Origin of the sequence: Streptomyces sp. NPDC101225 (assembly GCF_044767585.1) — a bacterium.
GTDB lineage: Bacteria > Actinomycetota > Actinomycetes > Streptomycetales > Streptomycetaceae > Streptomyces.
The window spans coordinates 20,635-34,662 of record NZ_JBIWOE010000021.1 but is presented as its reverse complement, the minus strand read 5'-3'; the positions used below and the strand labels follow the sequence as shown (position 1 = coordinate 34,662).

The following is a 14,028-nucleotide window of genomic DNA, read 5'->3' as shown; positions in this document are numbered from 1 at the left end:
ACCGCAAGAGCCCATCGCAACCCGCGCCCCGGTTCGCCTGGCCTTCCGCGCGGGCGAAACACCGGAGGCTATTCGGTGTCCTTCGGGTGTCGCGGGGAGGCGTACACAAGGATCACAGTCGAGGTGTCCGGGCTGACCAGATAGCGGACCCTGCCGCCGCTGGTGATTTCGTACTCCCACTGCTCCAGCTCGGAGCCCTTCCATTCCCTGGTGGCGTGTCTGCCTCGGAGCCGGTGCTGGCGATTCCAGTTGGCCCGCGACAGCGGGTCTGCGCGAAGGGCTTCCAGACAGCGATGCGCGTTCGGCAACGCCACCCGGCACAGCTCCTCCCAACCGGTCGCGGCCTCCGTCGTGCCGTAGATGACGTGCCAGCCGCTCAGCGGAGGAACACTGACCCAATCGCCTTTCTTCGGACTCACTCGTGCACCTCGACGGGGCCGAGATCGACGTCACCGAGCGGACGGAGCGCTTCCCTGAGCTGGTCAGGATCGGCGTTGATGCGGGCGGTGGCCCGCCACGAGACGATCGCTCGGTGCACAGCCTCCCTGGCGCCCAGTTCAGCGGCGTCGGACAGCGCCTCCAGAAGCTCGACAGTGAATTCCCGGACTTCCTCAGCGTCCAGGTGGCGCACCCACGGGAACACCTCGGGCAGAGCGAGCAAAAGCGACTTGGCACCGTCGTCCTGCTTCAACAGCGCAAGGAACAGCCGAGACGCCGTGGTCAGGTTCTCCTCGGCACGCTCCGCGTATATGGCCGTGGTCAACACCATGTCGGGCGCGTCTCGGTGCGTAACACGCAGACATCCCAGGGCGGCGGCCCTGGCGGCGACAGCCTTCGGGTTCCGCGACAGATCGGTGAACGAGACGGACTCCGATTCGAATGCCAAGGGCGCGATGCTCATACTCAGACTGTACTCTGATTGCACTCTGATTTCTATCGCGCGACGTGGACAGCAGCTGAAAGCCCCACTCCTGCGACAGGATCCGCGAGCGCGCCACGCACGGCCCGCAGCCCGTCCTCGCCCCATCCCTCAGCCACGACTCCGACGGTACGCGCGACCGAGGACGTACGACGCCGGGACCCATCGGTTTCCCTCCGCACGGCTCCGTGCCAGTGCCGGCGCGCCCGGCGTCCGTGGGTCGGAGGCCCGGGGGAGTCGCCCGGTCAGCGGCGCCGCTTGCGGCCGGTCTTGACTGAGGGGCGCCGAGCCGTCCGGGCGCGGCCGATGCGGGCGCCGCGGGTACCCAGTGCCCGGGCCGCCAGCTGCCTGAGCTCGTCGAGTCCGGCCCGGTCCGGGTGCGCGGAGTCCAACGCGGCGGCCACCGCGTCCCTGGCCTGGGGGCCCTGAGCGCGCAGCATCTCCTCGGCGCCGTCCCCACCGCCCGCCAACTCCACAAGCTGAAGCAGGCTCTCGGCGAGCACCAGCAGATGCTCGGCATCGGTCATGTCCTCCGGGGACAGCGATTCACGGTGCGCCAGCTCGTTCAGCGCCAGCGGCGCCAGCTGTGCGTCTCGCCGCAGCGTGCGCAGCAGCCCCTCACCCTCACCGTCCGGCAGCGCCGCCGGCAACACGTCGAGCATCGCCTGCGCTCGCGTGCGGAAGGTCATGATCCTTACGGCATCGGTCAGTTGCCGCAGGGCGCCTTCCCGCTCGCCGCGTGCCGTGATCCAGCCGGCCAGCTCCGTGCGGGCGGCGTCCGGGTCGTAGTCCTCGGCCAGCACCCCCAGCAGGCCGGCCGCCGGCGCCTGGGCCAGTTCACCGACCAGCGGTGCGTCCCGGCCGGCCGCCAGCAACCGCTGTCGTACGGCCCGGGTACCGAGCTCGGTGAGACGGATGAGTTCGACCGGCCCGGCGGTCAGCTCCTCCCGCCGGGCATCGGCACGCTCCCGCGCCGCCGGGTCCGTCGCCGTCCCCGCGACGCCCAGCAGCTCCGCGAGCTCCGGCGGCATGTCCGGGGGCAGCTCGGGTCCGGTATCGGAGAGGTCGACGTCCAGGAACACCGGGGCAGCCATCCCGCAGGCACGCTCGATCGCGCCCAGGTCGTCCAGCAGGTCGAGTACCGTGCGCAGGTCCCGGTCGGCGTGCTCGAACCACATCCGGTGCCGGAGATCCGACCCGCCGTCCAGCTGGAAGCGGCCCCGATAGGCCAGGTGTACGGAGTCGCGCAGCCGCGGCCAGGGCATCGGGTAAGGCAGGCTGTAGAGCGTGTTCAGCACATCTTCCAGGATGTCCTCGTAGACGTCGAAGAGCATCGACTCGACGTGCCAGCCGCTCCGCGGGCCGATCAGGGCCTGCCGCAGCTGGAAGCACGCGTCAAAGGCACGCTGCCACAGCTGAAGCGGGTCGGCCAGCACCGGCCGGGCCTTGGCCACCGCGTACAGACGCCCCTTGGCCACCCGGACCAGCCGCGCCTTCTTCGCCCACTCCATCAGCAGGCCCAGTCGCGGCAGGTCGGCCGAAGAGCGCACCCCGTCGGCCTTGTCCCCGGTGTCCAGTACGTCCACCAGCTCGCGGGCATCTGCCATCCGCAGCCGCCCCGCCGCCGTCACCGCGCGGCCGTCGCGCCCCGCCCACTCGGCGAGTCCACGCAACTGCGCAGGAATCGCCGACGCCTCGGCCCGTCGGCGCAGTTCGCCGTCCGGGGGGAGCGCCACGGGCAGCTGCGGCTCGGCCCTCGCGACACCGGACAGTGTGTTGCCGGTCAGCCGCCGCTCCATGATCACATCGAGAACCTGCCGGTCGTAGACGACCTCACCACGCTGCGCCCGCTCCGCGAACCGCTGCAACGCCGCCCCGTCCAGGACGTCCACGCCCTGTTCGGCGGCTGTCATGGCCCAGAACTTCGCCATCCCCCAGCGCGCGCGGTCCGCCATCGCCGCCGGATACCGCCCCGCCGTCGCGTCGACCGCCGCGAGGGAGTCCTCAAGGGCGGGGCCGCGCGGGTCCGCCAACCGCGTGGCGTGCAGATAGCGCAGCAGCGTGCGCAGTGTGCCCGGAGCGTCGGCGCGTTCCTCCCCCGGGCCCTCGGTGACCTGCTCGGGAAGCCAGGAGAGAAGCAGCTCCTCCACATGGCGCGGCTCCCACAGTCCCAGTCGGCCGTCGGCGGTCGCCCGGTGCCGGTAGTCCAGTGCCCTCTCGGCCGTGAACCCGTCCACCGGCAGCGCCTGCTCCCCGGCCCACCGGACGAGGCGGTCGACCAGCAGCCCGCACGCCGCCTCGAACTCTTCCTCGTCCTCGGGTTCGAACCGCATCCGCACGAAAATCGTCCACCTCGTCAGCAGCAGTCCTTGCCGCTCCACGCTATCGCCCGTCCGGGGCCGGCAACTGGGCTGAGGGCGAGCGGCCGGCTACCGCAAGGGCCGTACACAGTGGTTGTCACCTACAGCGACCCCGGCGTCGAACCTCCGTGCGGCGGACCGGGATTCGCCGCACGGACCCACGGCAGCGGACCGACCGCACCGGGAGTCCTCGTCAGCAGGCGTCCACCTCGGGCTCCAGGCGCGGGAGTTCGTCGAGGTGGAGGGTGACGCCGAAGCGGGCTTCAAGGTCCACGGCGCCACCGACGCTTGCTTCATCATGACCGGCATCCGCCCCCCCCCTAAGCGAGACCGACGGCTTCACCTTCCCCGTCGCCCGCCCTGCCTCACCCGCCCGGAACGTCCGCACCGGAAGCCACATGCTCCCGGCCGTCGTGCCGGCGCTTGCCCCACCACAGGCCGATACGTACAATTTCTTGTACGTCAAAGGAGGGTGATTGTGAAGACCATGACATATTCCGAGTCCCGCGCGCGCTACGCCGAGGTACTCAACTCAGTCACCGACGACCGTGAAGAGGTCGTCATCACCCGGGCCGGACACGAGCCGGTCGTCATCGTCTCCCTTGAGGACTACGAGTCCCTGAAGGAGACGGCGTACCTGCTGCGAAGCCCGGCCAACGCCCGGCGCCTGCTCGCGTCCATCGACGAACTGGAGAACGGCGGCGGCACCGTACGCGAGCTGGCGACCGACGAATGAGGGCCCCGAGTTGAAGATCACCTTTTCCTCCCGCGCCTGGGAGGACTACCTGTGGTGGCAGCTTCAGGACCGGAAGATCCTGAAGCGCATCAACACGCTCGTCGCGGACATCGCCCGGAACGGCAACGAAGGGATCGGTAAACCGGAACCGCTCAAGCACGGATTCCAGGGTTACTGGTCGCGCCGCATCAGCGACGAGCACCGACTGATCTACAAGGTCACCGAGGACAGCGTCCTCATCGCACAGTGCCGCTACCACTACGAGAACTGACCGGACCCAAGGATCGAGCACAGTCACTGCCTGCCGCAGGCATCACACGGCGCGGGCTCGGCGGTCACAGCGAAGGGGTTCCTTGAGGCGGAGAGGGATTCCCTCACCGGTGACAAACAATTAGGCGTACGAACACGGAGTGGGCTGGGTTACTGGCGCCCCCGGTCTCGTCGCCGCCGTCCGCTCGGCCAAACAGTTCCTGACGTATGTCGCCTCCGGGCCCTTCCAATACGCCGTGGCCGAGGCCCTGCGCCTGCCCGACTCCTACTTCGCGGACTTCCGCGCGGACATGCTGGCCAAACGGGAGCTGCCTGCGGGCGGCCTGGAGCGGGCGGGCTTCAAGGTCTTCCGCCCGGCCGGCACGTACTTCGTCACCACGGACATCCGCCCCCTCGGCGAGAGCGACGGCTTCGCCTTCTGCCGCGCCCTGCCCGAACGCGCGGGCGTCGTCGCCATCCCGAACGCCGTCTTCTACGACCACCGCGACCAGGGCGCGCCCTTCGTCCGCTTCGCCTTCTGCAAGCAGACGGCGGTACTCCAGGAGGCCGCCTCCCGCCTCAAGACGCCGGCCGCGTAACGGCCGACAGGCTGCCGGCAAAGGTACCGGCCTGGCTGCTCCGACCCGCCGCGCCCTACGGTGACCCGATGGATGGACGAGCGCGACTGCTGACGCGGAGCTGCACGACCGGGTGGGGCGACTGGATTCACGGGGAGCTGTGGCTGCTCCCGTCCTCGTTGGTCCGCCGACGGCTCGGGTTAACTGCCACCCTGGCGCACAGGAAGGGGCCGACGGTGGTCGTGCCGTTGCCGGAGACCGACGTCACCGCGGCCGCCACCGCGCGGATCCGGGCGGAGCACCGGACCAACACGGTGATCCCTCTGGCCGGCATCGCCTCCGCCCATCTGCGCCACGGCTTCTCCGCCGACCGACTCACCGTGCGCATGCATGACGGGGCCCAGCACAAACTTCTCTGGCTCCCCACCGACCCGGCCTATGCCGTACTCGCGCAGGTACTCGCCCCCTGGCTCCGCTGACTCACCACCGACCCGTCGCCGGGCAGGAGGAGGTTGTCGTGGCAGGGAAGGCACGAAGCGCCTGACGCTGTTCGGATCAGAGCCGCTGGTGCCACACCGCGTGGTCCAGACCCAGTACGTACTCGTCCAGCCGGCCCGGCAGCACCCCGAGGGGCAGGGGCGGCGAGGCGACCGTGCCGCCGTCGTCCGCCCAGCTGCCGCTCCACGCTGTCCCGTCGAGGGTGACGGAGCAGTGCCGTACCGAGTGGTCGGGGCCGTAGGCGGCCGTGACGGCGATACGGGTCGGGGTCAGGACGGTGGCGTGCGGCGGGGAGAGCAGGACGCCGCCGAGCGAGGACGAGACACCGCCCCAGCCGTTGAACCAGAACCGGTGATGGAGCGTCAGGTCGGTGCCCCGGAAGAAGACGTTGAGCCGTTCGGAGTCCGGCGCGACGATCACCGGGGGCGAGCTGAGCGCGTCGCCGAGCGACTCGCTGGTGAAGAAGCCGTCGCCCTCGCGGTAGACCAGGTGCATGAGGTCGCTGTTCGGGCCGGTCGCGACGATCTGCAGTCCGCCGTTCCACACGACCGCCGAGGGCCGGGAGAGGATGGGGCCCTTGCTGCGGTCCCAGTCGGCCCACCTGCCGCCCTTCCAGGAGCGGTGCCAGATGGTGCTGTCCTGGCCCAGGAAGAGGATGTCCATGCTGTCGGGCCCGGAGCTGACCGCGGTGATGTCGGAGAACGCCGCCGCGCCCAGTGACTCCCAGGCGCCCCAGCCTCCGGCGGCCTGGGACAGGTGGTACACCTCGCCGTCGGTGCCGACGCCGAAGACGTCGGTGGTGCCGGGCGCACGGGAGATCACCGTCGGGGAGCCGACCAGCGTGCCGCCGATCTTCTCCCAGCCCCGCCACCCGCTGTTCCAGGTGTTGCGGCACAGCTGGCGCGCGGTGTCGACGGCGTAGACCTCGACGGTGTCGCTCGCGGTGGTGGCGCCGGTGGGGAGCACGGCGGGCGGGTACGCGAACGTGCCGCCGATCGACTCGAACCGCCCGAGCGGGAAGGGGTTGTCGGTGTTCAGCCCGCAGGGGGTGCCCGGCGGGAACCAGCGGTCCATCAGCTGCTTGAAGGCGGCGAACGCGTCGGTACGGCCGGTCAGGGTCCGATAGGTGTCGGCCAGGGTCGCGCCGCCGGCGCGGATGATCCGCTCCAGGTCGTAACCGAGCTGGAAGCGCAGGTAGTTGATGAACAGGACGGCACAGCCCAGGGAGATGTTGTCGGTGTCGGTCTCCGCGTTCCGGGTGACGTAGTCGGGCCGGGCACCGTCCAGCCAGTAGTGCGCGGTCTTGAACCCGTACGCCACGCCGGGCGGGTTGAGCTGCGCCGGGTAGAACTCCGTGGCGAGGGCGCGGGAGAGCGCTTCCCCGTTGCTCCAGGCGCAGTTCCAGCCGGCGTCCTGCACCGCCATGAAGACCTCGCTGGACTCGGCGACGGCGAGGAAGCGCACCAGGTCGGGGTTGTCGCCCTGGTAGGCGGAGAGGTAGAGCTGCGGGTTGCGGCAGGCGGCATGGTGCGCGCCGCCGTCTCCGGGGATGACGTAGAGGTACAGGGGGGTCTGGCCCATGTTGTCGGGCAGTGTGACGCCGAAGAGGTTCACCAGCCGCGCGTAGTCCGCCTCCGACGTGGCCTTGAGCGCTTCGGCCAGGGCCTTGCCGGTGTCGCCCAGTCGGTCGTCGTAGTAGTAGGTGACGTTCTTGGTCTGGCCGTCCTGCACGTACACCGGTGCGTCCGCGGCCCCGGCCACCGCGGACTCCTCGGCCTCGCCCTGCTTCGCCTCGTTCCGCGCGGCGACGATGCGCAGTTCGCTCGTCATGCCGCCCCCCTTCTGCTCAGGCCGCCCCGCCGCCTCGGAGGGGGCCGGCTCGGAATCCTTCGGGCTGTCACCGAACCCGCGCGAAAGGGACCGGTGGCGCCCGTCGGCGCTAGCCTGTTCGACTGTGGGGGCAACGGCGTCAGGGACGGCACCCTGACGTTTTCCCGGCCGCCGGACGGACCGGTCCGGTCGCGGGAGTGCCTGCGGCGGAACCAGGGGAGTCGGGGGGCTTTCGTGGACATCCTGAACGAGCGTCAGCGGGTACCGGCCGGGCCGGGCCGAGGTGCGCGGAGCAGACTCCTGGAGCGTGCGGCGGTCCTGGCGACGGTGCAGGCCGTGGCCCTCGGAGCACACCGGACACACGGGACCGACGGGGAACGAGCGGCGCACGGCGGGCGTGGCGTCCTGGTGCTCGGTCCACCCGGCGCCGGCCGGACGGAACTGCTCGCGGAGGCGGCCCGACGCGCCCGTGCGGCCGGTCTGACCGTACGGACCGCCCAGGGACGGGAGCTGGAGCGCGGAACGCGGCTGGGGCTGATGTCGCAGATGTCCGACACCCCGTGGCCGCGCGCGGCGCCCCGGCCGCCGGAGGACCGGCCGGGCACACGCACCCTGCTCGTGGTCGACGACGTGCAGTGGTCGGACCCGGCCTCGCTGCGGCGGCTGCTGGCCCTGCTGGATGCCGGACCGGCCGAGGTGGGGCTGGTCGCGGCGGTGCGTGAGGGAGAACGGAGCGTCGCCGCCCCGCTGGTCGTCCGGCTGACGCATCATCCGCGGCTCCTCCCCTTACGCCTTCACCCGCTGTCCGCCGACGCCGTGGCACAGCTGGTCGTGGACACGCTGCCGCGTGCCGGGGAAAGGACGGCCGCGGCCGTGGCCCGAAGGACCGCGGGCAATCCCTTTCTCGTGCGTGAGCTGCTGTCGGCGCTCGCCGTGCGCCCCTGTTCCACGGCAGGTGCCGAGGCCGACGGGGTGGTTCCGGACGCGGTGCGCCGGGCGGTCGCCCTGCGGACGGCGGTGCTGCCGCGGGCGGCACGCCGGCTGGCGGAGGCGGTCGCGGTGCTCGGCGACGGCGCGCCGCTGCACGACGCGGCGGCGCTGGCGGGCCTCGACCCCGCGGTGGCCGCCTACGCCGCCGACACGCTGGCCGAGGCCCGGCTGCTGCGGCGCGGCGGTCCACTGGCCTTCGCCGAGCCGCTGACAGGTGCCGCGGTCTACGCGCAGCTGCCCGCCTTCGCCCGGTCCCGGGCCCACCGCACCGCCGCCGGCCTGCTGCGTTCCCGGCGAGGGAGTGCGGAGCCGATCGCCCGGCACCTGCTGGCCGCCGAGCCGGAGGGGGACCCGGAAGCCGTGGCCCACCTGCACGAGGCGGCCACGCGGGCGCGTGGGCTCGGCGACGCCCCCTCGGCCACCCGCCTGCTGCGCCGTGCCCTGGCGGAGCCGCCACCGGCCGACCGGCGCGCGATCCTGCTGCTGGACCTGGCCAGGGCACAGCTGGACTGCGGCGACCCGGCGGCGTACGGATCGGCGGTGCAGAGCCTGTCCCTGCTCGGCGGGGACCAGGTCACGGAGCGGGCCGAGGCGCTGCGGACGCTCGCCCGGATCTGCCAGGCACGCGGCGACCTCGCACAGGCCGCGGCCCGGATCGAGGAGGCGCTGGCGCTGCCGGGCGCGGCGTCCGCGAGCCACGAGGACCTGCTCGCGGACTACCTCACCTTCGCGCTGTTCCATCCGCCGCTGCGGACCCCCGCGGACCTGCGTCTGATGCCGGTGCTGGAGGCCGCGCGGCAGGGCCGGCCGCCGAGGCGGCCCGGCCTGCTGGCGCACGCCGCGCTCCGGCTCGCGCTGGCGGGCGACCGGCCGTCGCTGGTGCGCTCGCTGGCCGAGCGGGCGGTGGCCGAGGACCCGCTGGTGGACACCACGGACGCCGGCACGCTCGGCACCCTGCTGTCCTTCGTGGTGCGTTCGCTGGTCCTCGTCGGGGAGATCGACACGGGGCACGCGGTGGCGGACGCGGCCCTGGCGGCCGCCGCCCGCCGCGAGGGTCCGCTGGCGCACGCCACGGCCGCCTACCACCGGGCGCTCTGCCGCTACCACCAGGGGCTGCTGGCCGACGCCCGCACCGATCTGACACCGCGGGCCGGCGTCGACGCCTGGGACGGCGCCGCGGACTGGAACGCGGCGCTGATCGCACAGGTCCAGCTGGAGCAGGGGGCCACGGACGCCGCCCGCCGGGTGCTGCGGGACGCCCGCCCGACGGCGGCCGATCCCATGGGCGCGGCCATGCTGCTGCACGCCCGCGCCCGCCTGGCACTCGCCGACGGGGACCCGGCGACCGCGCTGGCCTCCTCCCGCGAGGCGGGCGAGAGCCTGGCCCGGGTGTACGCCATCGACCATCCCGTCCTGATGCCGTGGCGCACGACGGCGGCGCTCGCCGCGCACCGCCTCGGAGACCGCGACCAGGCCACCGCCCTCGCCCTCCGGGGCCTTGACCGGGCGCAGGAGCTCGGCGTACCCGAGGCGGTCGGCGACGCGCTGACCGTCACCGGCCTGGTGGGGAACCCACGCCCGGACCCCGGCCCGCTGGAGGAGGCGGCCCGCGTCCTGCGTGACTCCCAGGCGCGACTGGCCTGCGCCCACGCACTGGTCGAGTGGGGCACGGCACTGCGGCGGACGGGGCGGCGCAGGGCGAGTGAGCCGCCCCTGCGCGAGGGCCTCGCGCTGTGCACCCGGCTCGGCGCCCGGCCCCTGGCCGAGCGGGCCCGCCGAGAACTGCACGCACTCGGACTGCGCCCACGCCGCACCGCGCTCTTCGGCATCCACGCGCTGACCCCCGCGGAGCACCGGGTCGCCCTCCTCGCGGCAGCCGGCGGCAGCAACCGGGAAGTGGCCCAGGCGCTGTTCGTCACCGTGAAGACCGTGGAGACGCATCTGGGACGGGTCTACCGCAAACTCGGTGTCCGGGGACGCGGCGAACTGGCCGGTGCCGTTCGACAGGAACGGGAGGAAACGGTCCCCCGCCCCGACACCGGCCCCGACCGTCGGGCGCGGTGACGACGCGGCCTACGGCATCCCGGCTTCAGGCGGGTTTCACCGGCTTCCGTCCGGCTTCGTCAGATGTCTCCAGGTGCGCACCAGCTGGCTGAACTCCTTGACCTGGACCAGCACGTGGTCACGGGCGGCGTTCTCCGCGGTCTCGACGTCCCCGCCGGCGATCGCGTCGGCGATCTCGCGGTGCTCGGCGAGCGAGCGCCGCATGCGGTCCGGCACGCGCAACTGCAGCCGCCGGTACGGCTGCAGGGCTCGCTTGAGCGCGTGGGCCTGCTGCCGGAGGTACTCGTTGCCGCAGGAGTCGTAGACGATTCCGTGGAACCAGGCGTTGGCGTAGTAGTAGCTGTCGGCGTCGCCGGTCGTGGCGTGCTTCTCGCATTCCGCCAGGGCCTGTTCGAGCTCGGCCAGCGACTCCCGCTCGATGCGGCGGGCGGCGAGCCGTGCCGCCATTCCTTCGAGCTCGGCCATGACCTCGAAGCGTTCGGCCAGCTCGGAGATGCTCAGCTCGGTGACATACGTGCCCCGCTTGGGCCGGATCCGCACCAGCCCCGAGCGCTCCAGGGCCTGCAGGGCTTCCCGGATCGGCGTGCGAGAGCAACCGAACTCCTGCTCGAGCCGGGCCGGATCGAGGCGTTCGCCGGGCCGGTAGCGGCCGTCGATGACGGCGGTCTCGAGCGCGTCCCGTACGCGCTGGGATTCCGGGACCTGAGCCATGGACACCTCCCCACCCAGATTATCCGACCCTGTCCAAGGGGTAGTGCATCCCAGTTCCGCGCTGTTATATACATCAGGCCACTTCATGAATACGAAACGCGCCCGCATGCCAGGGGTGCGGGAGGGAAGCACTGATGGCGCGTCAGGACGGCTGGCTGCTGACCGACCTGTTCCGCGTGCTCGGGCGCCGACGGGGGACCGACCGGCCGACCGCAGAACCGTACGGCTCCCCCCTGGAGCAGCTGCTGGCCGCCTGCGAAGTCCTGATGAGCGACGTGGGCGAGGCCTCGATGCGCGCGGTGGCGAGCCGGGCCCTGACCGCCTACGACGCACTCGACGAGACGGGCAGGCTCGCCTTCTTCACCCACATCATCAAGACCTACGACGTCGACGCCGAACAGGTCCGCGCCGCCTTCCGCGGATGGGACGACGCCAGGAACTCCGGGTCCCGGGGCGAGGAGGAGCTGGTGCGGCTCTTCGACGTGGTCGAGCCGGCCCGCCAGCAGTTGCTCCGCCGGATGAACCACGCACCGGATGCCACGCTCGCCCTGGTCCGGATGCGCGCGGACCTGCGGCGGCTGACGCGCCGGCACCCCGGACTGCGGCCTCTCGACCATGATTTCCACCACCTGCTCACCTCCTGGTTCAACCGCGGCTTCCTCCGCATGGAGGAGATCACCTGGGATGCGCCGGAGGAGCTGCACCACCACCTGGTGCGTTACGAGAAGGTCCACCCGATGGCGGACAGGACCGAACTCCGCCGCCGCCTGCGGCCCGAGGACCGCCGTGTCCACGCCTTCTTCCACCCGGCCACCGGTGACGTGCCGCTGATCTTCGTGGAGGTCGCCCTGGTGCGCGGCATGCCGGACCGCATCGCCCCCCTGCTGGAGCCCGGCCCTGCGCTGAGCCCGCCGGAAGCGGACACCGCGGCGCTCTACTCGATCAACAACGCCCTGGACGGCCTGGCCGGAGTCTCCTTCGGCAGCTTCCTCATCAAGCAGGTCATCGAGCAGGTGGGCGAGCAGCTGCCGCACCTGACGCAGTTCGTCACGCTCTCGCCCGTCCCCGGATTCCGGCGCTGGCTCGACGGGCAGGCCGAGCAGGACCCCGGTCTGCGGCAGCTCGTCCGGGAGCTGGACGCGGTGCGGTCGCCGGCCGGCCTCGGCGCGGAGGAGGCCGAGCGGATACGTCCCCGGCTCCTTCCCGCCCTGGCCCGGTACATCGCGGTCGAACGGCGTGACGACGGGCGCCCCCTGGACCCGGTCGCCCGGTTCCACCTCGGCAACGGGGCAGCCGCCTGGCGGCTGAACTGGCCGGCGGACGACTCGCCGGAGGCCTGGCGGCAGTCCTACGGCGCGATGATCAACTACCGCTACGAGCCGGCGGAACTCGAACGCCGGCACGAGGACTTCGTCCGCCGCCGGACCGTGGCGCTGGGCGGGCCGCTGCGGGACGTCCTCCCGCACACCCCGGCGGCTTCCCACCGGCAAGACACGTCCACCACCCCGGACGAGGAGAGAGGAACACCCCCCATGGCGCCCAGCACGACCATCCACCGGTCCTTCATCGAGCAGGCCGAGCGGCGGCCGGACAAGGCGCTCTTCGAGATGCCCGACGGGCGGACCATCACCTACCGCGAGACCGCGCGGACCGTGCGGCGGATCGCCGCCCGTCTCGTCTCCGACGGGGTCACCCCCGGTGACCGGGTCGCCATGCAGGTGGAGAAGTCCCCGGAGGCCGTCGCGCTGTACCTGGCGACCCTGCAGATCGGCGGCGTGTTCATGCCGCTCAACACCGCGTACACCGGTGCGGAGATGGAGTACTTCCTCGGCGACGCCAGGCCTCGCGTGCTGGTCTGTTCCCCGGATCGCCTGGCCGATCACGCCCGTCACGCGGAGCGGGGCCTGGTCGTCGAGACCCTCGGCACCGCCGGGGACGGGACCGTCCTCGACGGCGACGACCGGCACGAGGAGGTCTTCGACGCCTCGGCCGACGACCCGGCGGCGATCCTCTACACGTCCGGTACCACCGGGCGTTCCAAGGGCGCCGTGCTCTCCCACGGCAACCTCGCCGCCAACTGCCAGGCGCTGCTGGACGCCTGGCGGTACACCGCCGAGGACCGGCTGATCCACGCCCTGCCGGTCTTCCACATCCACGGGTTGTTCGTCGCGGTGAACATGACCCTGACCGCAGGCGCCTCCATGTACTACCTGCCCAGGTTCGACGCCGGGACGATCACCGATCTGCTCCCCCGCGCCACCGTGCTCATGGGCGTGCCCACCTTCTACACGCGGCTGCTGAAGAACGACCGGCTCACCCCCGAGGCCTGCGCCTCGATGCGGCTGTTCGTCTCCGGCTCGGCTCCGCTGCTCGCGAGTGACCACGCGGCCTTCGAGGCCCGTACCGGCCACGCCATCCTGGAGCGTTACGGGATGACCGAGACCGGTATGAACACCACCAACCCCTACGACGGCGGACCGCGCAAGCCCGGCACGGTCGGCATGCCGCTTCCCGGCACCGAGATCCGGGTGGTGGACGGCCACACCGGCCGGCCGGTGCCCGACGGCGAGGTCGGCAGCATCGAGGTCCGCGGTCCGAACGTCTTCACCGGGTACTGGCAGTTGCCGGAGAAGACCGCCGCGGAGTTCCGTGAGGACGGTTTCTTCATCACCGGCGACCTGGGCCGCATCGACGAGGACGGCTATCTCTGCATCGTCGGCCGGGGCAAGGACCTGGTGATCTCCGGGGGCTACAACATCTACCCGAAGGAGATCGAGGAAGTCCTCGACGCCCATCCCACGGTGCTGGAGTCCGCCGTGATCGGTGTCCCCCACCCCGACTTCGGCGAGACGGTGGTGGCCGTCGTCGTCCCGGCCCCGGACCTGCGGCCCCGGGAGGCGGAACTGCTGGACTTCGTCGCCAGGGACCTCGCCCGCTTCAAGCACCCGCGCGCGGTACGTGTCGTCGACACCCTGCCCCGCAACGTCATGGGGAAGGTGCAGAAGGCCGAGCTGCGCAAGCGCTACGCCGACCTGTTCGCCGACGCCGGCGCCTGATCCGTCGCCGGCCGCGCACGACCGCGTCGGCCCGCCC

At 72.0% G+C, this 14,028-nt stretch carries 10 protein-coding genes and 1 pseudogene; 6 read left to right on the top strand and 5 right to left on the bottom strand.

Going from position 1 to position 14,028, the window contains the following annotated elements; all coding sequences use genetic code 11:
- Positions 1-68: 68 nt before the first annotated feature.
- The 3 genes from ACIRPX_RS26755 to ACIRPX_RS26745 form a co-directional block, all read right to left on the bottom strand.
- On the bottom strand, positions 69-419 hold the full coding sequence (locus ACIRPX_RS26755; RefSeq protein WP_404199471.1) for a hypothetical protein: 351 nt from the start codon (positions 417-419) through the stop codon (positions 69-71).
- Complete coding sequence (locus tag ACIRPX_RS26750) at positions 416-901, bottom strand: hypothetical protein (RefSeq protein ID WP_061927666.1); 486 nt, start codon at positions 899-901, stop codon at positions 416-418. The genes ACIRPX_RS26755 and ACIRPX_RS26750 overlap by 4 nt, the downstream gene beginning before the upstream one ends.
- 263 nt (positions 902-1,164) lie before the next feature.
- Complete coding sequence (locus ACIRPX_RS26745) at positions 1,165-3,252, bottom strand: hypothetical protein (protein ID WP_404199468.1); 2,088 nt, start codon at positions 3,250-3,252, stop codon at positions 1,165-1,167.
- Positions 3,253-3,757: 505 nt separating this feature from the next.
- Between ACIRPX_RS26745 and ACIRPX_RS26740 the strand changes: the two genes are divergently transcribed.
- From ACIRPX_RS26740 to ACIRPX_RS26725, 4 genes and pseudogenes are all read left to right on the top strand, one after another.
- Positions 3,758-4,015, top strand: coding sequence for a type II toxin-antitoxin system Phd/YefM family antitoxin (locus ACIRPX_RS26740; RefSeq protein ID WP_037676836.1), 258 nt, complete (start codon positions 3,758-3,760; stop codon positions 4,013-4,015).
- 10 nt (positions 4,016-4,025) lie between these two features.
- Positions 4,026-4,286 (top strand): Txe/YoeB family addiction module toxin, encoded by a 261-nt coding sequence (locus ACIRPX_RS26735; protein WP_404199465.1) that lies wholly within the window; start codon positions 4,026-4,028, stop codon positions 4,284-4,286.
- Between the two features lie 139 nt (positions 4,287-4,425).
- Positions 4,426-4,863, top strand: a pseudogene (locus ACIRPX_RS26730) (aminotransferase class I/II-fold pyridoxal phosphate-dependent enzyme); the annotation flags it as partial.
- 215 nt (positions 4,864-5,078) lie between these two features.
- Positions 5,079-5,321 carry a hypothetical protein gene (locus tag ACIRPX_RS26725; protein WP_404199462.1) on the top strand — a complete coding sequence of 81 codons (243 nt, stop codon included), beginning with the start codon at positions 5,079-5,081 and terminating at the stop codon, positions 5,319-5,321.
- A 76-nt stretch (positions 5,322-5,397) separates the two neighbouring features.
- Here the strand turns inward: ACIRPX_RS26725 and ACIRPX_RS26720 are convergent, their stop codons facing one another.
- Positions 5,398-7,170, bottom strand: coding sequence for a hypothetical protein (locus tag ACIRPX_RS26720; protein WP_404199459.1), 1,773 nt, complete (start codon positions 7,168-7,170; stop codon positions 5,398-5,400).
- A gap of 234 nt (positions 7,171-7,404) precedes the next feature.
- Between ACIRPX_RS26720 and ACIRPX_RS26715 the strand changes: the two genes are divergently transcribed.
- Complete coding sequence (locus ACIRPX_RS26715; protein ID WP_404199457.1) at positions 7,405-10,224, top strand: LuxR C-terminal-related transcriptional regulator; 2,820 nt, start codon at positions 7,405-7,407, stop codon at positions 10,222-10,224.
- Between the two features lie 36 nt (positions 10,225-10,260).
- On the opposite strand, the gene ACIRPX_RS26710 is transcribed toward ACIRPX_RS26715, so the two are convergent.
- On the bottom strand, positions 10,261-10,935 hold the full coding sequence (locus ACIRPX_RS26710; RefSeq protein ID WP_404199454.1) for a GntR family transcriptional regulator: 675 nt from the start codon (positions 10,933-10,935) through the stop codon (positions 10,261-10,263).
- 134 nt (positions 10,936-11,069) lie between these two features.
- Here ACIRPX_RS26710 and ACIRPX_RS26705 point away from each other — a divergent pair, with 134 nt between their 5' ends.
- Positions 11,070-13,991 (top strand): AMP-binding protein, encoded by a 2,922-nt coding sequence (locus tag ACIRPX_RS26705; RefSeq protein WP_404199452.1) that lies wholly within the window; start codon positions 11,070-11,072, stop codon positions 13,989-13,991.
- Positions 13,992-14,028: the final 37 nt, after the last annotated feature.

What these genes read in the sequence shown, in the direction of transcription:
- ACIRPX_RS26750 (WP_061927666.1), bottom strand. Translation starts at nt 901, where the DNA reads ATGAGCATCGCGCCCTTGGCATTCGAATCGGAGTCCGTCTCGTTCACC.
- ACIRPX_RS26745 (WP_404199468.1), bottom strand. Translation starts at nt 3,252, where the DNA reads ATGCGGTTCGAACCCGAGGACGAGGAAGAGTTCGAGGCGGCGTGCGGG.
- ACIRPX_RS26720 (WP_404199459.1), bottom strand. Translation starts at nt 7,170, where the DNA reads ATGACGAGCGAACTGCGCATCGTCGCCGCGCGGAACGAGGCGAAGCAG.
- ACIRPX_RS26710 (WP_404199454.1), bottom strand. Translation starts at nt 10,935, where the DNA reads ATGGCTCAGGTCCCGGAATCCCAGCGCGTACGGGACGCGCTCGAGACC.
- ACIRPX_RS26705 (WP_404199452.1), top strand. Translation starts at nt 11,070, where the DNA reads ATGGCGCGTCAGGACGGCTGGCTGCTGACCGACCTGTTCCGCGTGCTC.